Genomic DNA, 19,529 nt, shown 5'->3' with positions numbered 1-19,529 from the left:
CCTGGTAGGCGACGCGGGGATACGCACCGCATCGCGGTCAGGCTAGGAGTCGCCGCCGGCGCCGGTCTTGTACAGAAGCGACAGCGGCTGACCGGCCGGGTCCTGCCTGGACAGGTCGGTCGCGGTGCGGCCGATGAAGCGACTCAACGAGCGGGCGAGGTGCGGCTGGTCGTAGTAGCCGAGCGCGTTGACGACCTCGAGTGGTCCGATGCCCCCGCTGAGCGCGACTGCGGCCTGCCGGGCGCGTTCGATCTGCCGGATGCCGCCTTGGGTGAGCCCGGTCGCCGCGGCGACGCGGCGCTGCACCGACCTCGTCCCGACGTCCGGTATCCCGCCGGACACGACGTCGTCGACGAGCGGGTCGCGTACGAGGGCCCCCTCCCGTACGAGCCGGGCGACGAACTGCTCCGCACTCTCGAAACCGGGGACGAGCCATTCGTCACCGCCCAGCACGAACCTCGTCGCGGTCGCGTGCGGGCTCTCCCACGAAGAGTCGACGAGACGCGCGGGAGACATGTGCGGCATCGAGGTACCGTGCGCGAACGTGATCCCGAACGACTCCGACCCATCGGGCACGCCGACGCTTGAGGCCGCGGTCTCCGGCCCCCGTACGGCGGCGTGCGCGCGACCCTCGTGCCGCCAGAACACCAGCTCCCAATTCGAGGTGGCGATCGACGTCATCCGCGCGACCCCGGACGCCCGGCTACGCCACACCCGCTGAACGTAGGGCGAGTCCGACGGCCGGTCCTCGTTCTCCAGCGGCATCCCGGTCCTCCCGTACACCGACGCCGCCAGTCTTGCACGACCACAGGTCAACGCCGCCGGCTGGCCGGGACGACGTACAAGATCGCCTGGACGGCCTCAGAAGGGGGGTCAGGCCGCCCGGCTCCGCCCCGAGACGACGTCGCCGTGCGTGGCTCGATCGGATAGACGTTCAACGCGGTGGTCCCAGCAACGGTGCGTTGAATGCGGCGGTGATGCCCGACCCGCCCTCATCGGTTCCGTCACCCGGCCTTGGCCCGCCCAAGCCGTTGCCAATGCGCGCCACCGCGCCGGTCCCGGTAATCCGCGCCGCGTCACCGTCGATCACGACGTCCGCGTCGCGGATCGCGCGCGACTTCACGCCTCGTGCCCGTGCCCGTCTGGAAGCAGGACGGGCCGGGCGCTGGCGGAGGCGGCCCAGCAGTGCCAGAGGCGGCCACGGCGAGGGGTCGCCCGATTGCGCGGACGGCGGATTCGGTCGCTGCTGGTGCTGTGGAGGGGGCGAATCGCCTGGCAGTAAGCCCTCCTGGGACCACCGACGTGAAATCACCCGGCGAACGCCACGCCGGAGCGTCGCGGGCAGCGGTTCGTCAACCGGGCTCGATGAACGGAAGACGCGCACCCAACTCGCGTCTGATCGTGTAGAGCACCGGACGGCGACGTTCCGGTCCCCCGCACTCTCAAGTCCGCTCGCGTAGGTCCGCCGAGTCGACGAGGAGAGTGACGACCTCTGGTCGGGTTGCGTTGACTCGTCCCTGGTGACGGGATCGGAATCGATAGATACGACAACTGAGACCGGCCGAGCCATGCCGGATAGCGCTTCCCGAGGATAATGGGAGCGTCCACGTCTGCCAGGCCACGGTCCCGACGCGAGCACAGAAAAGGTCTTATGGAAACCGATCGCATCCTCTTTCACTCGATTCTCACGAGGTACTGCGAAAACGTCGTCGGCGGATCCGTAACGCTGGCTTCGGGCGGGCGGGTCCTCTGGCACGAAAATTCAGGATGGGCGCGGCTCGAACCCGAAACACCGTCCTCAGCCTCGACTCAGTTCCGGATCGGCTCGATCACCAAGACCTTCACGGCCGTATGCCTCCTGCTACTGGCGGAAGAGGGGCTGTTAGACGTCGATTCCCCCATCCACGAGCACGTACCCGAGCTTGGAGGCATCAGGGCAACGCTGAGACAGATCCTCTCTCATACCTCGGGGCTCCAGCGAGAGCATCCATCACCTATGTGGGAGACGTTCGAGGCGCCCGGAGCCGGGGAGTTCGAGAAGACATTACGCGACGTGGTCCAAGTCAGCTCACCGGGGCTGCGATGGCACTACTCCAACCTCGGGTTCGGGCTACTCGCGGAAGTGGTTCGCCGAGTCGTAGGGAGTTTTGAGGACTTCGTCGAAGAAAGGCTGTTTCGCCCGTTGGGGCTGAGGGACACGACTTGGGCCCCTCGCGAACCTTTTGCCCTGGGCTACTACAGCGATCCTTACGACGAACGATTCATGCCGGACAAGATTTTCAACATGCGGGCACTCTCCGCAGCAGGTCAGCTGTGGAGCACCTCGGCGGACATCGCTCGCTGGGCCGGTGCGCTCGCAGGCCTCCGACGCGAGATCGTTTCTCCATCGGTTGTGGAGGCGATGCATGTGCCCCATGCGATGACCAATCGCGAGTGGACGGCCGCCTGGGGGCTGGGGCTGGCTCTCAGGCATCGGGACGGGCGGGTGCTGTCCGGACACGACGGCGTCATGCCGGGGTTCACGGCGGCGATCTCCCTCGACCGATCTTCGGGGACCGTCGCGGCCGCGCTTTTGAACGCGGGCACCGGAGTCGACGTGATCGGTCTGACCGACGAGTTGGTCGCGGCGGCAGTCGAGAGGTCGCCCTCGCTCGATCCGGCCCCGAGAGTCCGAGTGCCGTGCCCGCCGGAGCTCGCCGGTGTGCTCGGCCGGTGGTGGTCGGAAGGGCTGGAGTTCGTTTTCACGTGGAACGAAGGCACGCTGCGAGCTGTGCAGGCGGTCTCACCTGGCGAGCCGGCACGGTTCGAACGCACCGAAACGAATCTGCTCCGGGTGATCAGCGGTCGCGAGAGGGGGGAGGTGCTGGAAATAGTCCGTGATGCGGCTGAAAATGTGCTATTTCTGCGGTGGGCGGGATATCCGTTCACGCGTCGGCCTTACCAGTGGGATCTATAGGTGGTGCTAGGCGGCGGTGCGATGTCCCTGGATGTGCTGTGGACCCTTCGCCCTCCAGAGTAGATGATTTCAACGATCTGCTGACCGACTATCAAGGGCCGGGAAAGACATGACAGATAACCTGGATCAGTCGGAACTGTCGCGGTCGCTGGTCGCTTCACTTATCTCTGTGTTGGTCACCCTTCTCAGCGTCTTGATCGCGGCATCCACCGGGGCTGCTCATAGTAAGTATGTGATTATCCTCGGATATTTCTTTACGGCGGCTACACTGGGATTTCTCGTATTTGTCTACCTTCATGCTTACCTGAGGGACGTGCGTGAGGCGAGGGATCGATTAGCGGCCTATGTGGTCGCCGCCCGAGTTGTCCCGGACATCGTGATGTTCCGCAGCTATGAGCACATCATCGCAATCGAGTCAGCGACGGAGACCAAGGTCAACTGGATCCTAGACGTCGTTTCTACTGATGACAGCGTTTCGGAGCTGTCATTCCCCATGTACTACACAAATGCGCCGTCCAGTGGCGCGCAGCCCACCTCGCGCATACTCGCTGTGGAGGTGAACGAGGTCCCCATCGATCCGTCGACCATCATGACGCTCCAGGAGAGACGTAGCTTGCTCAGTCCTGAGGCGAAGACGCAGTGGGGCGGAGTGGACTTCGTCGAGTACGGGCTCCTGCGTGTTCCCGTTGACTTCCAGCGCGGCCGTGACTCCTGCAAGATCCGGATCACGATCGGACTGACGAACGTGTTCTCCAACCCTGTGGACCAGGTCTACGTCGACGTCCCGTACTCCACCGACTCCCTCAAGGTGACCGTGACCTCGGAGGGCAGGAGGGTGCATCGCGTCCCGACCATTGGGAGCAACACCGTCATCGCGACTTCCGCGATGGAGGTCATAGATCTGAGAGACAGCACTGAGCAGAGCCGTAGGTTCAGACAAGCGGGCGATGTCGTCATCTGGGAGACCGATAACGCGAAGATCGGATATCACTATGTGCTGAACATCAGGTCCGGTCAGGTGAACGCACCGGCTCCGGGACCTTGATCAGTTTTGTAGTTCGCGGAGCACGCTCCGGTACGCGTGGATCGCTTCCTCCGGGACGGTCAGCGTGCGAGTTTGGATGAGCTCGGCGAGATGTTCTGGAGAGTCACAACCGACGGCCACCCTGTCTACTCGTGGAAGTTCGAAAGAGAGACGGAACGCCGCTTGGTGGACAGTTACCTCCTCGTCGGGCGCCAATAGCGGCTTGTAAATCACTGACTTCCAGAAGGTATGGCGCGGGGCTCCCCCAAAGGGCGACATACCCCAGCGTCCCTCAGGGGGAAGGTCGAGACAGGCGAACAAGTCGTCAGCGGCGTCGAGGTCTGCGGCAGAGACCTTTAGACCACACCGAACCATGAGCACCGACGGCTTCTGTTCGATGGGTGTGCTCTCCAGTGCCGCGAGAAAGGATCTGTGCAGCCATGTCGAGATCCCCCACGCCCCGCAGAGCCCCGATCGTGAGGCCCGCGCCATGGCGTCGATCGCGAGAGAAAGTGACTCCCGGTAGTGCTCTCGCGAGTCGCCCAATATGATCCCGCGCTCGGGGTTGTGCAGCATGAGCAGCGCAGGTGGCCGGGCCAGGTCGGTTGCGGTACGCTCCGCCGCCCGAAAAAGCCTCTTCGGATCGAGCGAGTGCTCAAGCTCACCGCTGCCGGGGAAATACCCGATCTTGGTACTGATGAAGAACTCACCGAGCAGGTCGGGAATGGTCTTGGCGAGGGTCACGTGGGACGCGAAGTCGAAGTAGCTGTAGCTGGTGTCGAGATCTCTGATGCCAAGCCGCAGCGCGGTCTCGAAGATCTCTCGCCGATGTGCGGAGCGGTGTAATCCGAGAACGATACGGTGGCCCGCCGTCACGGTCGAACCTGAATCGTGACCAGTCCCTCTACCGTGAGCAGGCTCACCAGCCCGCGAATGGTCTTGGCCGGCAGCCGATCGGCATGCCGCGTGATGAGTTCCCTCATGCTGATCCGGCTATGCCCCGTCAGTTGCTCGAGCAGAGGCGCGGCGGTGAGTGCGAAGGTCCATCGGCGCCCGTCGGCGAAGAGCTCGACCGCGTCGGCACCGACGCGCAGGACCGCCCGCGGGTAGCAGAAGTCAATGTCAAAGTCTTCGCCGTCAGGCAGAGCCTGAGAGTTGTAGATCCCCGGCATCGCGCTGGGTACCCGCGCCAGCGCGAACGTGTCGCGATGCGTGAAGAAGCGTTCAACCGTGGATCGGCCTGTTTGGTCCGCGAAGACTCTTAGGAGCTTGGCGACGTGCGACTCGAGTTCTACGGGGCGGAAACGAGGCAGATCTTCGCGGAACTCTTCGCGGTGACGCATCTCGTCCACGAGCCAGGCCAAGAGGTCGATGCCGGTCGCAGGGGTAACGCCGAATGTGAGGTGCAGGCTGGGCTCGCCTGTCGGCACCGTGCCGTGCCACCAGCCGCGTGGAAGATAGAGCACGTCTCCCGCGGTCAGGTTCACCACAGTGGGCTCTACATCAGGGGGTTCCGTGTTCGGGTCGACGTCCTTGTAGAGCGGCCAGCGCCGGGACGTCGGATAGACGTGCCATTTCTTGCTACCGCTCACCTGGACGGCGAACACCTCGTGTGGATCCCAGTGCACATCGAAGCCACGTGCCACGCCTCGCCCGACGTAGGCGTTGACAGCGACCTCCTCGCGTAGGACCCGCTCAAGTGAGTAGGCCAGGTCAGAGATCGGCGGGTGGAGCTCATGGACATCGTCGAGGACGAGTGTGGCGCCTTTTCTGAGGAAGGAGTTGAAGGAAGCCATCCGGAGCTTAGGTATGGTGGTCTTGCGTCGATTCTGAAATAACTCGATGTAATCCTCGAACGGAACCACCGTACCGTTAAGTATCATTCGTAATCTGGGATGTTCAAGACGGTGCGATCTGAGGATCGAGTTGATGGAAGGCCACGGGAAGAGGTCGGCGAACCGGGCTTCATTCCCCGGTAAATGTACATACCTCTGTCCGTAGAATTCGCGGAGGAACCGGTCGCCGGACATTGGATCTACTAGAGAGTCCAGCGTTAGAGACTCGTCGGTTACATCCTGGCGTCTCAAAGTCAGCTGGTTCCACTTGATGATGCTAGAAGAGTAACCCGCTCTTGAGCCTTTGCGATCTCTTCGATGGAGAGTAAGAGCTCGGAGGAGATCTCGGTTGTTTCCATGGATTTCATGGCACATCCTTACCTTGAGATGACACTGTGATTTCCAGTGGGCCCGATGTAAAGGTGGGGCGGAGTGTCGAGGAGGGGTCGGTCTGCGCTCTCCTAGCAAACGTTCGTCTACGTTGTCGTCGAAAGCCTCGACCTCGTGAGGGGCTCGACCTTCATGGCCCGCTCACGGAGCGGCCGCTGTCGACATGATCAAGTCGACTCGGGTTGTAGCTGTCGAAGGCCCCCTCCGATGTATCGGAGGGGGCCTTCGACGTAGGAGCCGCCTATCGGAATCGAACCGATGACCTATTCATTACGAGTGAATCGCTCTGCCGACTGAGCTAAGGCGGCCTGCCGCACCGCGGTGCGACGCCCGTTGAGTCTACCGGGTTCTCCGCACTCCTCGTGCATCAGGCCGTCAGTGGCACAGGCTGTTCTTCTTCGGGGCCGCGCCCGTCAGCAGGTAGCGGTCCACGGCGCCCGTGATGCACGGGTTGCCCTGGAGATAGGCCGTGTGACCGTCTCCGTCCAGGCTCAGCAGTACGCCCGAGTGAAGCTCCGATGCCAGGCTCTGGGCCCATTTGTACGGGGTCGCCGGGTCGCGGGTGGTGCCGACGACCACGATCGGCTTTGCGCCGTCGGCGTGCAAGGCGCGGGGTTGTTCGTGGCTCGGGGCCGGCCAGTACGCGCACGGCAGGGTGCCCCACACCACGAACTGGCCGAAGATCGGGGCGGCCTTCTTCGCCTTCGCCGCCTCTTCCTTCCACGGGCCGAGGGTGCGGGCGTACGGCTTGTCCACGCAGTTGATGGCCATGTTGGCCTCGCTCTGGTTGGAGTACGAGCCGTCTTTGTTGCGTTCGACCAGCAGGTCGCCCAAGCGCAGCAGGGTCGTGCCGTCGCCCTGGGCGATGGCGCTCTTCAGGGCCAGGCGCAGGATCTGCCACGTCTGCTTGTTGTACAACGCCGACGCCACCCCCAGCTCCACCAGGGACTCGTCGACCACGCGGCCGTCGCCCAGGTTGTTCTTCAGCGGCTTCTTGTCCGTCTGGGCGAACAGCTTCTGGAGCCGTACGAGCGCCGAGTGCGTCGTGCCGTTGCCCAGTGGGCAGTCGGCGGCCTTCACGCAGTCCGCGGCGAAGCTGTGGACGGCCGTGTCGAAGCCCTTGGCCTGTTCGATGTTGATCGCGTCGCCGGACAGCTTCGGGTCGACCGCGCCGTCCAGGACCATCGCGCGTACGCGGCGGGGGAACAGGTCGGCGTAGTAGGCGCCGAGGTAGGTGCCGTACGACGCGCCGTAGTAGGTCATGCCCGGATCGCCGACGGCGGCGCGGAGGATGTCCATGTCCTTGGCGGCGCTGATCGTGCCGACGTACGGGAGGATCGAGGGGATGCGGGTCCTGCAGTCGTCCGCCCAGCCCTTGCTGACCTTGACCAGGTCGTTGACCTCGGCCGGATCGTCAGGTGAGGTGTCGGTGGCGAAGAACCGGTCGAGCTCCTTGCTCGTGAGGCAGCGTACGGCCGGTTTGGTCTGGTTGACGCCGCGCGGGTCGAAGCCGACGAGATCGAAGCTCTTGCGCAGGTCGGCGCCGTACTGCCGGGCCGCGTCGCGGACGAACTGGACGCCCGAACCCCCAGGGCCGCCCGGGTTGATCAGCAGGGAGCCCTTGCGCTGGCCCTCGGCGGGCAGGCGGATCACCGACATCGTGATGCGCGGGCCGTCCGGGCGGGCGTAGTCGAGGGGCATGTGGAGCGTTCCGCACTGGAAGCCGCCACCGCAGTCCTTCCAGGAGACGCGCTGCGCGTAGTAGCGCGCGATCCCCTGGGCCGTCGGCGATGGCGCCGCCTTGGAGTTCGGGGTGCCCGTGCAGGCCGCTGCGACGAAGGCGGCCACGGCCAGCCCGGTCACCGTACGGAACTTTTTCACGCCGTTACCGTTCTTGTCGCCGATGTATTCGCAGGAAGCCTACGCTCGCTGCCTGCGAACACGTCGTTACCCAGCGTTCGGCGAGTCATCCTGATTGTCGGCGTAGTGTTCGTCGTGCTGGCGGCGGGGCGAGCAGACCGACGCGACCGGGCAGGCGCACTTTCGGCCGCCGTCCAGGCGTACGTTGATCGTGTCCGAGGGGACGTTCCGGCCGACGACCTGCCCGTTGCCGGCCGGGGTACCGACGCGTTCGCCCAGCTTGGGCATGCGGTCGTGCGCCTCGACGTACAGCGGGTGCTCGTACTTCAGGCAGCACATGAGCCGCCCGCAGGCCCCGGCGATGCGCAGCGGGTTGACCGGCAGGTCCTGCTCCTTGGCCATGCGTACGGACACCGGCTCGAAGTCCTTGAGAAACGTCGCGCAGCACAGGTCGCGCCCGCAGGGGCCGATGCCGCCCTGCAGCCTCGCCTCGTCGCGCGGGCCGACCTGGCGCAGCTCGACCCGGGCCTTCATCGACCTGGCCAGGTCGCGGACCAGCGCCCGGAAGTCGACGCGGTGCGGCGCGGAGAAGTAGACGCGGAAGACGTTGTCGGCGTCGAGGTAGTCGACGCCGATGACCTTCATCGGCAGCTCGTGCTTGCGGATCAGTTTCTTGGCGATGGAGCGGGATTCGGCACGTCGGCGGCGGTTGGCCTCGTCGCGGGCCAGGTGTTCGTCGCCGGCGATGCCCGCGCACAGGGGCAGGCCCTCGACGTCCTCGGAGACGTACTGCGGGGCCCAGATGCACTCGGCCACCTCGGGCCCGGAATCGGTGGGCACGAGTACTTTGTCGCCGACCTTGGGGGTGTGCTGGCCAGGGTCGAGGTAGTAGAGGCGCCCGTAGCGCGTGAAGCTGACGGCCATCATCATGCCCATCGCGTGCTCCGTCCCGTCGGCTCACGAGTCAGCCTACGCGCCCCCGAACCAGCATCAAACGGTCACGTGGCCGGGTACTGACAGATCCCTTGACGGCGCCCTTCCGGCGACGTACGAGTTACCTGACAACGTTGTCATGAGCCCTGTCTCCCCTCCGCGAAAGGGCGCATCGCATGGCATTGCCCCGTCCCCTCCGCCTGCTCGTGTCCGCCGGCACGCTGCTCGCCGCCATGATCGTCCCCATCCAGGCGTCGCACGCCGCGGTCGCCGACCCCGCCTCCCTCGTCAACCCGCTCCTCGGCACCACGAACGGGGCGAACGACTTCCCCGGTGCCGACGTGCCGTTCGGCATGACCCAGTGGAGCCCCGACACCGCCTCCCGCGCGCAGGGCGGCGGCTACACCTACACGAGCCCCACGATCACCGGATTCAGCCTCACGCACATCGCCGGCCCCGGCTGCGGGGCGTACGGCGACGTGCCGATCATGCCGACCACCGGCGCGATCAGCAGTCCGAGCTCGGCCAGCTCCTCGTACACGCACACCAACGAGTCCGCCTCGCCCGGCTACTACGGCGTGACGCTCGGGAACGGCGTGAAGACCGAGCTGACCACCACCACGCGCGGCGGGATCGGGCGTTTCACGTTTCCGGCCACGACTCAGGCGAACCTGCTGTTCAAGCTCACCGGCAGCCAGAACGGCGACTACGCCAACTCCTGGCAGGCGGTCAGCAACACCGAGGTCGTCGGCTCGGTGACGAGCGGCCACTTCTGCGGCGCGAGCAACACCTACACGCTGCACTTCTCCGTCTCCTTCGACCAGCCGTTCACGACCGGCACCTGGCTGGCCTCGAACGTCACCGCCGGCGCCAAGACGGCTTCGGCGAAGTCCACGGAGACCACCACCCGCAAGGCGGCCTCCAAGAGCGCCGCCGAGGCGGTCGGCAAGCCGACCCTGCACGGTGCCCAGAAGGCCCAGGCCGCTCCGCTCGCCGACCCGAACGGCGCGTACCTGACCTTCAACACGACGACGAACCACGTGGTGAACGCCCGTGTCGGGATCTCCTTCACCTCCGACGCGAACGCCAAGGCCAACCGTGACGCCGAGGTCCCGAACTTCGACTTCGACGGCAAGCGCACCGCCGCACACAACGCCTGGAACGGCCTTCTCGGGAAGATCCAGACCTCCGGCGGCACCACCGCGCAGCAGCACGTCTTCTACACCGCGCTCTACCACGCGCTGCTGCACCCGAATGTGTTCAGCGACACCAACGGGCAGTACATGGGCTTCGACAACGCCGTGCACACGGCCGCCTCGGGCCACGCGCAGTACGCGAACTACTCGGGTTGGGACATCTATCGCAGCCAGGCACAACTGATCGGAATGATCGCGCCGTCGCAGGCCAGTGACGTCGCGCAGTCGATGGTCAACGACTACACGCACAGCGGCCTGCTCCCCAAGTGGGCACAGGCGAACGGCGAGTCGTACGTCATGGTCGGCGACCCGGCCGATCCGATCATCGCCGACATCTACGCGTTCGGCGGCAAGGGCTTCGACACCGCCGCGGCCAAGAACGCGATGATCCACGAGGCGACGGTCGCCAACAACGACCGCCCCGGCCTGAACTACCTCGACAGCATCGGCTACCTGCCGAGCGACGGGTCGTACGGCTGCTGCAACTTCTACGGCTCGGTGTCGACGACGCTGGAGTACAACACGGCCGACTTCGCTCTGGGCGCCTTCGCGGGCGCGCTCGGCGACACGGCGAACCAGCAGAAGTTCGTCAACCGCGCCCAGGACTGGAAGAACCTGCTCAACTCATCCAGCGGTTACATGCAGCCTCGTACGGCCAGCGGCGGGTGGACCGGAGGGTTCAGCCCGACGAGCGGCGACAACATGGTCGAGGGCACGTCGTGGCAGTACACCGGCATGGTGCCGTTCAACGTGCGCGGCCTCGCCGACGCCAAGGGCGGCAACGCGAGCATGGTGTCCTACCTCGACCACGTGCTCGCGGCCTACAACGGAAGCGGCGGCGACCACGCCGACCTCGGCAACGAGCCGAGCGTCGAACTGCCCTGGGAGTACGACTATGTCGGCCAGCCGTGGAAGACGCAGTCGGTCATCCGCAACGTGCAGAACCAGCTGTGGCCGGACTCCCCGACGGGCTGGGGCGTCGGCAACGACGACCTCGGCACGATGAGCGCCTGGTACGTCTGGTCGGCGATGGGGATCTTCCCCGAGACGCCCGGCACGGCCGACCTGGCCCTGGGCAGCCCGCAGTTCACCCAGGTCGCGATCACGCTCAGCACCGGGAACACGCTGTCGATCAACGCCCCGCAGGCCGCGACCAACGCGCCGTACGTGCAGAGCGCGACCTGGAACGGCGCGAACTGGAACAACGCCTACCTGCCGCCCTCCGCGGTGAGCAACGGCGGGACGCTCAACTTCACGCTGGGCACCGCCGCCAACACCTCCTGGGCGACCGCGGCGTCCTCGGCACCGCCGTCGTACGCCGGATCCGGGTCGACCTCGCATTCCGGGCCGATCACCTCCGGGATCGCCGGGAAGTGCGTGGACGTGAAGAACAGCGGCACGGCCAACGGCACGGCCGTGCAGATCTACACCTGTAACTCCACCAACGCGCAGAAGTGGACGGTACCCGGCAACGGGACGCTGACGGCGTTCGGCAAGTGCCTGGACGTGCCCAACAGCGGTACGGCGGACGGCACGAAGGTGCAGCTGTACGACTGCAACAGCACCGGCGCGCAGCAGTGGACCTACAGCGCCTCCGCCAAGTCGCTGACCAACCCCCAGTCCGGGAAGTGCCTGGACGATCCGAACAGCAGCACCACGGACGGCACCCAGTTGCAGATCTACACCTGCAACGGGAGCGCCGCCCAGCAGTGGACGCTGCCGAGCTGATTCCCGTCCGTCACGGCCGTCCAGGATCGCAGCGGCATCCTGGACGGCCGTGTCACGTACGCGACTATTACGGTGGGCGGCTATGAAGTCCCCTCGTTCGGCGTTCGGTCTCGCGGCGTTTCTCGCCGGAGCCGGTGTGACCCATTTCGCCCGCCCCCGCCCATACGACACGATCATCCCGTCCTGGCTGCCGGGCCGGCCACGGACCTGGACGTACGCGAGCGGCGTCCTCGAACTCGCCTGCGCGACGGCGATCGCGCTGCCCCGTACGCGACGGGCCGGTGCGCTGGCCGCCGCGGGCCTGTTCGTGGGCGTGTTCCCGGCCAACGTGAAGATGGCCTACGACTGGCGCCGCCGCCCGCTCCCGTACCGCGTGGCCGCGTACGCCCGGCTACCCCTCCAGGCGCCACTGGTCGCCTGGGGCCTCACCGTCGCCCGCTCGGCGCAGGGCATTGTCTCATCTGACTCCACAAACAAGGAACGTGGCGCTGCGGTGTCACGTCTAAGGGGAGATAAATGAGTTGATTCTCCAGAGCAAGTTTCTATTCTGGATACCGGACAGCGACAGGGGGAGGGGACCGCACCGTGGCAAAGACACTGGTCAGCAAGGCGTACGGCGGTCCGTGTCCCGTTGACGGGACCGGCGTGTCCGCGGAGACCTCTGGATAGAAACCCATCCTAGACAGAGGCCGCCGGGGACCAATTCCCGGCGGTTTTTTCATTTCACTTGGGCCGATGGTGACAACGGAATCACGCCTCGTTCGCACCGAGGAGTTCCTGGGTTCGAATCCCGGTTGGTCCACTGGAGGTCGGTACCGAGGCACAACGGGGGTTGCCTCGGCACCGGCCCCCAAAAGAAACGGAACGTGGCCCAGCTTGGTTACGGCGCCGCCTTCGGGAGGCGGAGATCGCAGGTTCGAATCCTGCCGTTCCGACGGTTCTTCCCAGCCAGAAGGGAACACGTCGCACAGGCCTACCAGGTGAGGCACCTGTCTTCCAAACAGGGGAACCGGGTTCGACTCCCGGGTGCGGCTCCACCGGGCTCAGGCCGGAGCGGCGGAGCGGCGGAGCCGGCGGCCGCTCGCGGCGTACCACCCGGTCGCGATCACTACCGCCAGGCCGATCTCCGCGAGATCGCCGCCGTAGTACATCACCTCGGCGCCGGTGTGCAGGTCGGCGGGGGAGAAGGCGGTGCCCGGCGGCGGGGTGGCCCACAGCGACTTGGCCAGTACGGCGTGCGCGGCGCCCGCGGCGATCAGTGTCGTGGCCCGCAGCGTGAACGACGCGCGGTGCCGCAGGGGATCCAACCCGCACACCGCGGAGCTGAACAGCACTCCCGCGGTGAACACGTGCAGGCTCATCAGCCACGAATGGTGGGCTGCGGCGAACAGGTCCGTACGGTAGAGCACCCACAGGCCGCCGACGTCCAGTACCGCTGCGACCGGCGGGAACACCAGGACCGCGGCACACCGGGTCATCGTCACGAACGTACGGCGGGCACCCCCGGCGGGCAGGGCGCGCAGGAGCAGCGTCACCGGCCGGGCGGTCACGAGCAGCAGCGGTGCGATCATCCCCAGGGCCACGTGCTGGACCATGTGCGCTGTGAACGTTCCGCCCGGCGCCGGGACCACGGCCGCCGCGCACCCCAGCACGAAGGACGCCGGACGCCACCCCGGCCAGGCGTCGCCGCGCCGCCGCAGCCGTACGACCGCCGCCAGGTAGAGCGCGGCCAACAGAGGAGCGAGCGCCGTCACCGCGCCCGCCGCCGGAAGACTCCCCGCAACAGCAGGACGGCCACGGCCAGGATGAGCAGCGCGACGATGTTCCACGCCCAGTCATACGGCGCGATGGCGACGTGGTACCTGATCTGGTGCAGACGCAGAATCTTGTGCTGGATCGTCCCGTCGTAGAGCTGGAACCCGCCCGCGCCCAGCAGGATCCCACCGGTCAGCCCGCGCTTGGACAGGCTCGTACGGCGCACCAGGTCGGCGACCATCACCAGGCCGATGACCACGGCGAACCAGCCGAACGCGTGGAACAGGCCATCGGAGACCAGGCCGACCGCCGGCGTCGAGCGGTCATAGAAGTGGTGCCAGTGCAGGAGCTGATGGAAGACCGTCTCGTCGACGAACGCCGCGACGCCGATCCCGATCAGCACCCCCGACCACACGGAGCGCGGCGTGGTTGTGGCGGCCATCGGCCTCACCCTCTTCGTACGGCCGGGGCGGCGGGAAACGCCGCGACAGAGCGGCCGTACCCCGGCCACGCACCTGGCGAACGCGCTGACCAGCGGTTTCGTCTCGCACTGATCCTGGCGGGCCTCGCGGGCCGTGATACCGGTACAGCACTTTTCCACGGGCAGGCGGGCGCCGTCTGGAATGACGGCGGCGGGAGGAGCGAGGGCATGAACAACGTATCGGCGGCCGGTGACGGTTCGCCGCAGGGGCAGGTCGAGGCCGGGAGTGCCGAGGCCGCCCCACCGGCCGCTGAACCGGACACTCCGCGTTTGGCCCTCGACGCCTCACCGGTCACCGTCCTGAGCGGCCCCCCGGACGCCGTACCCGGCGAGGAGGCGGAGCCGCCCGTACGGCACCGACCTCGCGTACGTGCCGAGGCGAGCCGGAAGGCGGAGGAGTCCGGAACATCCCCCGTGACGAACCGCAGGCGCCGTCGTACGGGCGTCGCGCTCGCCACCGCCACCGGCGTCGTGGCACTCGCGGCGGCGCCGTTCGCCGTGGTGTCCCCGCACGTACAGATCCTCGGCGACTCCTCGTCATCACCGGCCGCGCAGCGGCCGCAGACGGAGGCCAAGAAGCAGGCCGGGCGGCAGACCCGGAAGAACCCGGTCGTGCCGGTGCCGGCTCCCGTACCGAGCTGGCAGCCGCGGCACTCCCCGCCGCAGGCGCCGGCCCGTCCGCCTCGGGTGAAGCTCTCGCCCTCCAAGGACGCCGCGGAACCGGGCGGTGCCGAGAAGCCGGCCACCCGGCCGGAGCACGAGGACAAGGCCAAGCCGCTCGCCCACCGGCCCGCGGCCCGCACGAGGCCGGAGTCCGCTCCCGAGAGGGCGCCGGAGATCAGCAAGCTCGTCGTGAGTCCGAAGAAGGACACCGACGCAACCGAACATCACGCGGCCGTACGGACGAACGCCGTGGAGAAAACGCTCGCGGCACCGAACTCGGCGCCCAGCAAGTCGCCGAGTGAGCAGGCGAGCGAGCAGGCGAGCCGCGCGCCGGCGCAGACGCGGATCATCAACGGAACGTACGTCCTGAATCCCGGCGAGAGCGTGGGGACCAACCGGATCCGGCTGTCCCTGCGGAGCGACGGCGACCTGGTGCTCAGCGACCAGGACGGCAAGGCGGTCTGGTCGAGCGGGACGCACGCCCAGGGCACCCACGCGGTCTTCCAGGCGGACGGCAACTTCGTGCTCTACTCCAGTGACGACGCGACGCTCTGGAGCTCGCGCACCGACGGTCACGACGGGGCCGTCCTGGTCCTGCAGTCCGACGGCAACCTGACGATCCGTCAGGGCGACACCACTCTGTGGGCCAGCGGCACCTGAAAGCCGAAACGCGCGGCCCGGCCCCACCCGGCCGGACCGCGCGTTTCTTCCTTGTCAGTGGTGGTGCGCCGCCTCGTACTGGTCCAGGATCAGACCCATCTGGGCGAACTTCTCGGTGTAGGCGACCGGGTGGGCGCCGGGGGCCGTCGGCGGACGGTTCGGGTCCTGGTACTGGTCGCCGAGGTTGGAGAACATCGCGATGATGTAGCTGCGGCCGCGCTGACCGGGCAGTGACCGTACGATTCCGGCGTCCGAGCCCGAGTTGCCCACGAGGCCGGTCTTGTGGGCGAACGTCACCTGGGCGCTCTGGTTGCACGGACGCACGTCACGGCCGTACGCGTCGCCGTCGACGGTCGTGGTGCCATCGGCGGCGATCCACCGCGAGGCGGTGACCTGCGGAATTCCGGGAGCCGGATAGTCGGCGCCGCACCAGCTCGTGGTGGACAGCACGTCGTTGAAGCCCTGCTGGCCGAGCTCGCTCTTGAAGAGCTGGCGGGAGGACGGGCTCAGCACCGCGCTGGTCACCGCCGTGCCGTTCGGCGCGGTCCACAGCCGGCCGGAGCCGCCGTTGATCAGCATCAGCAGCTTGGCCGTGTCGAGCGAGGTCATCGTGACCGGGTTGGACCAGTGCCCGCCGTTGACCGGGTTGGTCTCCTTGAGCTGCATCGTCTCCAGGCCGAGGTCCTGGAACGTCTGGTTGAGGCCGTCGACCGCGTTGTGGTCCCAGAGCAGCTTGACGAGCGCGCAGGAGGCGGCGTTCGAGGACCAGGTGATCGAGGCGTCGATGTAGTTGCGGACCGTGTCGCTGGAGGCGCCGCCGCAGAGCGAGCTGAGCGTGGTCGGCGCGTAGTCGTACGTGTCGTCCAGGCTGATCACGCCCTGGTCGACGAGGCGGAGGACGCCGAAGTTGACCATCAGCTTCAGCACCGACGCGGGGTAGGGCTCCATGAAGTCGAGCGGCGCGTTCTCGCGGCCCGGAACGATGTCAATCGTGCCCTGAGCGTGATTGGTGTACCAGCCCGCGTCGTCCCATTGCCGCCAGCGAACGGCGTCAGTGTGATAATTGCCATCCACCGGGACGACGACTCCGTGCGGATACTGCGGGCTCATCAAAACGGTGCCCGACGAAACGGCTCGGCCGTGCGCGTCGAGTTCGATGACCGTCGTGTCGATCTGCGGCTGCTGGACGATCGGCTGGGGCGCGGCGAGGGCGGCGAACCGGTTCGCGCGCTGCTCCGGCGTCGTCGCGTCCTTGTCCACCGACTGGGCCGCCATGGCGCGGGCCTGCGCCGTCGTCGGTGGGGCGAGGTCGAGGACCTGCTCGAAGTGCAGTTGGTCCATGGTCTGCTGAAGCTCGTGCGCGACGTCGATCGCAGAGCCCTTGGGGTGCCCGGCCGCGTGGGCCGGCGCGATGAGAGTACCCATGAGAACGCTTACGGTGGCCATGCCGACCAAAGCGCGAGTACCTGTTCCACGGATTTTCACGGTGGTGACCTTAGCGAGGGTAATCATCTGAGGAAAAGCCGAATGCCGGCGGCCGCTCGCAGTTTTCTTGTTTTCCCTGATGGGAAAGCCGCGCGTCGTTAAGCAGACGGCTCGGCGAGGCGCGCGGCGATTCGCACGAGCATTGTGCGTTCGAGTTCCGGCAGCCGGTCGATCACGTGCTCGCGTACCGCGGCGGCGTGGACGGGGCGGGCGCGAGTGAGCAGGTCGCGGCCGGCAGGGGTGAGCACCACCAGGACGCCGGTCGGGCCCTGGTCGCGGCGGATCAGACCGCGGGCGGCCATCCGGGTGAGCTGGTGGGACATGCGGCTCTTGGCCCAGCGCATCTCGTCGGCCAGCGCCTGCTGTCCGAGCCGGCCGTCGCCGAGCTCGTTCAGGCGGGACAGGACGCCGTACTCCGATCCGGAGATCCCGGCGGCGGCCAGGTCGGTTCCGATCCGGCTGGTCACGGCGTCGCCCAGGGTCTTACAGGCATCCCAGACCCGGAGCTCTTCGGCGCTGAGCGGTTCCACGGGGAGATCTTAGTTGTCACGACAACCTCTCCGTGACTAGTGTGGTTGTCATGACAACCACAGCCATTGTGACCGGCGGATCCTCGGGAATCGGGTGTGCCGTCGCGCGGCGCCTCGCAGACGACGGTGTGAACGTGGCGGTCGGCTACCGCTCCGGACGCGAGCGGGCCGAGAAGGTCGTCACCGAGATCTCGGCGGCGGGCGGCCGCGCGGTCGCCGTACGGGCCGACGTGTCCCGCCGTACGGAGGTGGCCGCGCTCTTCGACCGTACGGAGGAGGCCTTCGGCCCGGTCGACGCCCTCGTCAACAACGCCGGAACGAGCCGCGTCGCGCCGGTCGCGGACTCGGGCGACGCCTTGATCGCCGAACTGATCGGGGTCAACCTGCTGGGCTCGCTGTACGGGATGCAGCAGGCCGCGCGGCGGCTGCGCGGGGGAGGAGGCATCGTGAACGTGTCCTCGACCGCGCTGCTCACCGGCACGCCCGGCCTGGGCGTCTACCTGGCGGGCAAGGCGGGGGTGGAGGCGCTGACGCGGGTCCTGGCCATGGAGGCCGACCTCCTGAGCGAGGACTCGCTCGGGCAGAAGGCCGCTCGGCTCTTCCATCTCAGCAAGGAGGCCCTGAAGCGGCGGCTGCTGGACGACCTGTGGAAGGCCAAGGCCGCGACGGCGCCCACGTCGCTCTCGGCGATCCTTCTGTCCGAGGTCGAGGTCGACGCCGTGCGCAAGGAGCTGCGCCGTCAGTCCGGCTACAACGGCGACGTCGCCGAGATCGCGCGCTCTGCGCGAGGGGGCCATCCGCGCGGAGGCGCTCTGAAGCGCGGCCGGGAAAGGAAGATCTAGCGGGGGGCAGGCTCGGCGCTAGGCGGGTCCGGTTACAGGTTCCAGGACGGAACACCTGGAAATGGGGGCGGACCGATGCGGAGCAGGCGTGACACAACGGGCATCTCGCGGCTGGTGACGGTCGTGGGGTTCAGCGCGGCGGTCGTCGCCGGCTCGGCCGGGGCGGCCGTCGCCGCCCCGGTGCCCAGGCCGGTCGCGCCAAAGCCGGTCGCGCAGAGGCACGTGAAGGCCGGGCACCACCATCCCCGGCTCCATACGATCGTGCGCTGCCAGAACGACGACACCGAACAGATCGACGAGTTCGGCGACGAGGGCGAGGAGCCCCGCCACACGCTCACGCCCGCAGGCGCTCCCGGTTGCAGCAGGGCTGCGCTCGACATCGCGCGGATCCTCGCCGGCGACCGTGCGCGGCCCCGGGCGGCGCGGCCCGTACGTTAGGGCGCACGGAACGCCGGCCAGAGGATGTCGAGGACCCGTCCGCCGCTCCGACTGAACGATGACAGGCGGGCCGCCGCCGGAGCGAACGAGGAGCCACGATGAAGTACATGGTGCTGATCTACAACCGTCCCGGGTTCGTGGACGAACTGTCCGAGGCCGAGCGTACGGAGCTGTTCGGCGACGTCGACCGGATCATGAAAGAGCTGACCGAGTCCGGTGAGATGGTCGACACCCGCGCGCTCCAAGGCCCGGAGGCCACCCGGACCGTACGGGTCCGCGACGGCGTGCCGGCGATCACGGACGGGCCCTTCATCGAGGCCAAGGAGCAGTTCGCCGGATATCTCATCGTCGACTGCGCGAGCCTGGAACGGGCCACCGAGATCGCCGCGAGCTGGCCGGACGCCAAGTGGTTCGCGATGGAGGTACGGCAGGTCCTCTGAGATCCCCGGAGAACCGGGAACAACTCCCGAGCCCCTCTTGTTACACTGATCGTGGCCGGTGCGTCCGGAGTCCCCCGGGCCTACCCATTGCCTTCACGGAATACCGTTCGGCTGGAGCCGTGTTGTGCGTTTCGCCGTGAGGCGACCCGCGCATCGGTCCACGAGCGTGGAAGGCCCCGTCAGATCGGCGGGTTCTAACGATCCCCGCAACACCCTGATCTTCAGGGAGTTGCGGGGATCATGGATTTTGGGGTCCTGAAGGCGAGGTTCTTCGAGGCACTGGATCGGGAGAACGGCAGTATCTCGGGGGCTG

Annotated in this window: 18 protein-coding genes and 4 tRNA genes; 11 read left to right on the top strand and 11 right to left on the bottom strand. The window is 67.1% G+C overall.

Going from position 1 to position 19,529, the window contains the following annotated elements; translation table 11 throughout:
- Positions 1-42: 42 nt before the first annotated feature.
- Complete coding sequence (locus QWU11_RS42190) at positions 43-765, bottom strand: hypothetical protein (protein WP_290120203.1); 723 nt, start codon at positions 763-765, stop codon at positions 43-45.
- Positions 766-934: 169 nt separating this feature from the next.
- Positions 935-1,123: a hypothetical protein gene (locus tag QWU11_RS42185; RefSeq protein ID WP_290120202.1), complete on the bottom strand. Its 189-nt coding sequence runs from the start codon at positions 1,121-1,123 to the stop codon at positions 935-937.
- A gap of 528 nt (positions 1,124-1,651) precedes the next feature.
- Here QWU11_RS42185 and QWU11_RS42180 point away from each other — a divergent pair.
- Both QWU11_RS42180 and QWU11_RS42175 read left to right on the top strand, forming a co-directional pair.
- Positions 1,652-2,956 (top strand): serine hydrolase domain-containing protein, encoded by a 1,305-nt coding sequence (locus QWU11_RS42180; RefSeq protein ID WP_290120201.1) that lies wholly within the window; start codon positions 1,652-1,654, stop codon positions 2,954-2,956.
- Positions 2,957-3,065: 109 nt separating this feature from the next.
- Positions 3,066-4,001: a hypothetical protein gene (locus tag QWU11_RS42175; protein ID WP_290120200.1), complete on the top strand. Its 936-nt coding sequence runs from the start codon at positions 3,066-3,068 to the stop codon at positions 3,999-4,001.
- Here the strand turns inward: QWU11_RS42175 and QWU11_RS42170 are convergent, their stop codons facing one another.
- From QWU11_RS42170 to ricT, 5 genes are all read right to left on the bottom strand, one after another.
- Positions 4,002-4,856 (bottom strand): aldo/keto reductase, encoded by an 855-nt coding sequence (locus QWU11_RS42170; RefSeq protein WP_290120199.1) that lies wholly within the window; start codon positions 4,854-4,856, stop codon positions 4,002-4,004.
- Positions 4,853-6,010 (bottom strand): cupin domain-containing protein, encoded by a 1,158-nt coding sequence (locus QWU11_RS42165; RefSeq protein WP_290120198.1) that lies wholly within the window; start codon positions 6,008-6,010, stop codon positions 4,853-4,855. The genes QWU11_RS42170 and QWU11_RS42165 overlap by 4 nt, the downstream gene beginning before the upstream one ends.
- A 430-nt stretch (positions 6,011-6,440) precedes the next feature.
- A tRNA-Thr gene (locus QWU11_RS42160) sits at positions 6,441-6,513 on the bottom strand.
- Positions 6,514-6,580: 67 nt separating this feature from the next.
- Positions 6,581-8,086: an alpha/beta hydrolase gene (locus tag QWU11_RS42155; protein WP_290120197.1), complete on the bottom strand. Its 1,506-nt coding sequence runs from the start codon at positions 8,084-8,086 to the stop codon at positions 6,581-6,583.
- Positions 8,087-8,152: 66 nt separating this feature from the next.
- The gene (ricT, locus tag QWU11_RS42150) at positions 8,153-9,001 is read right to left on the bottom strand and encodes a regulatory iron-sulfur-containing complex subunit RicT (RefSeq protein WP_290120196.1); all 849 of its coding nucleotides are present in this window, start codon (positions 8,999-9,001) and stop codon (positions 8,153-8,155) included.
- 173 nt (positions 9,002-9,174) lie between these two features.
- On the opposite strand from ricT, the gene QWU11_RS42145 reads away from it, so the two are divergent.
- The 5 genes from QWU11_RS42145 to QWU11_RS42125 all read left to right on the top strand — a co-directional run bounded on the left by QWU11_RS42145 (position 9,175) and on the right by QWU11_RS42125 (position 12,959).
- On the top strand, positions 9,175-11,922 hold the full coding sequence (locus tag QWU11_RS42145; RefSeq protein WP_290120195.1) for a lectin: 2,748 nt from the start codon (positions 9,175-9,177) through the stop codon (positions 11,920-11,922).
- An 82-nt stretch (positions 11,923-12,004) separates the two neighbouring features.
- Positions 12,005-12,442, top strand: coding sequence for a DoxX family protein (locus QWU11_RS42140; RefSeq protein ID WP_290120194.1), 438 nt, complete (start codon positions 12,005-12,007; stop codon positions 12,440-12,442).
- Positions 12,443-12,651: 209 nt separating this feature from the next.
- Positions 12,652-12,724 (top strand) — tRNA-Ala (locus QWU11_RS42135).
- Positions 12,725-12,782: 58 nt separating this feature from the next.
- Positions 12,783-12,857 (top strand) — tRNA-Pro (locus QWU11_RS42130).
- 27 nt (positions 12,858-12,884) lie between these two features.
- Positions 12,885-12,959, top strand: a tRNA-Gly gene (locus QWU11_RS42125).
- Between the two features lie 6 nt (positions 12,960-12,965).
- On the opposite strand, the gene QWU11_RS42120 is transcribed toward QWU11_RS42125, so the two are convergent.
- Together QWU11_RS42120 and QWU11_RS42115 are read right to left on the bottom strand one after the other, a co-directional pair.
- Positions 12,966-13,655: a cytochrome c oxidase assembly protein gene (locus QWU11_RS42120; protein ID WP_290120193.1), complete on the bottom strand. Its 690-nt coding sequence runs from the start codon at positions 13,653-13,655 to the stop codon at positions 12,966-12,968.
- 17 nt (positions 13,656-13,672) lie between these two features.
- Positions 13,673-14,119 (bottom strand): DUF2243 domain-containing protein, encoded by a 447-nt coding sequence (locus tag QWU11_RS42115; RefSeq protein WP_290120192.1) that lies wholly within the window; start codon positions 14,117-14,119, stop codon positions 13,673-13,675.
- Positions 14,120-14,326: 207 nt separating this feature from the next.
- On the opposite strand from QWU11_RS42115, the gene QWU11_RS42110 reads away from it, so the two are divergent.
- Positions 14,327-15,481 (top strand): hypothetical protein, encoded by a 1,155-nt coding sequence (locus QWU11_RS42110; protein ID WP_290120191.1) that lies wholly within the window; start codon positions 14,327-14,329, stop codon positions 15,479-15,481.
- A gap of 54 nt (positions 15,482-15,535) precedes the next feature.
- Here QWU11_RS42110 and QWU11_RS42105 read toward each other — a convergent pair whose 3' ends face one another.
- Positions 15,536-16,906 carry a serine hydrolase gene (locus tag QWU11_RS42105; protein WP_290120190.1) on the bottom strand — a complete coding sequence of 457 codons (1,371 nt, stop codon included), beginning with the start codon at positions 16,904-16,906 and terminating at the stop codon, positions 15,536-15,538.
- A gap of 158 nt (positions 16,907-17,064) precedes the next feature.
- Complete coding sequence (locus QWU11_RS42100) at positions 17,065-17,496, bottom strand: MarR family transcriptional regulator (RefSeq protein ID WP_290120189.1); 432 nt, start codon at positions 17,494-17,496, stop codon at positions 17,065-17,067.
- Positions 17,497-17,546: 50 nt separating this feature from the next.
- On the opposite strand from QWU11_RS42100, the gene QWU11_RS42095 reads away from it, so the two are divergent.
- From QWU11_RS42095 to QWU11_RS42085, 3 genes are all read left to right on the top strand, one after another.
- The gene (locus tag QWU11_RS42095; RefSeq protein WP_290120188.1) at positions 17,547-18,338 is read left to right on the top strand and encodes an SDR family NAD(P)-dependent oxidoreductase; all 792 of its coding nucleotides are present in this window, start codon (positions 17,547-17,549) and stop codon (positions 18,336-18,338) included.
- A 75-nt stretch (positions 18,339-18,413) separates the two neighbouring features.
- On the top strand, positions 18,414-18,776 hold the full coding sequence (locus QWU11_RS42090) for a hypothetical protein (RefSeq protein ID WP_290120187.1): 363 nt from the start codon (positions 18,414-18,416) through the stop codon (positions 18,774-18,776).
- A gap of 98 nt (positions 18,777-18,874) precedes the next feature.
- Positions 18,875-19,216 carry a YciI family protein gene (locus QWU11_RS42085; protein WP_290120186.1) on the top strand — a complete coding sequence of 114 codons (342 nt, stop codon included), beginning with the start codon at positions 18,875-18,877 and terminating at the stop codon, positions 19,214-19,216.
- The last annotated feature ends 313 nt before the right edge of the window (positions 19,217-19,529 follow it).

It is taken from the genome of Actinomadura sp. DC4 (assembly GCF_030406325.1).
Taxonomy (GTDB): Bacteria; Actinomycetota; Actinomycetes; order Streptosporangiales; family Streptosporangiaceae; genus Actinoallomurus.
The sequence above is the reverse complement of the archived record's forward strand: the minus strand, read 5'-3'. Positions and strand labels throughout refer to the sequence as shown.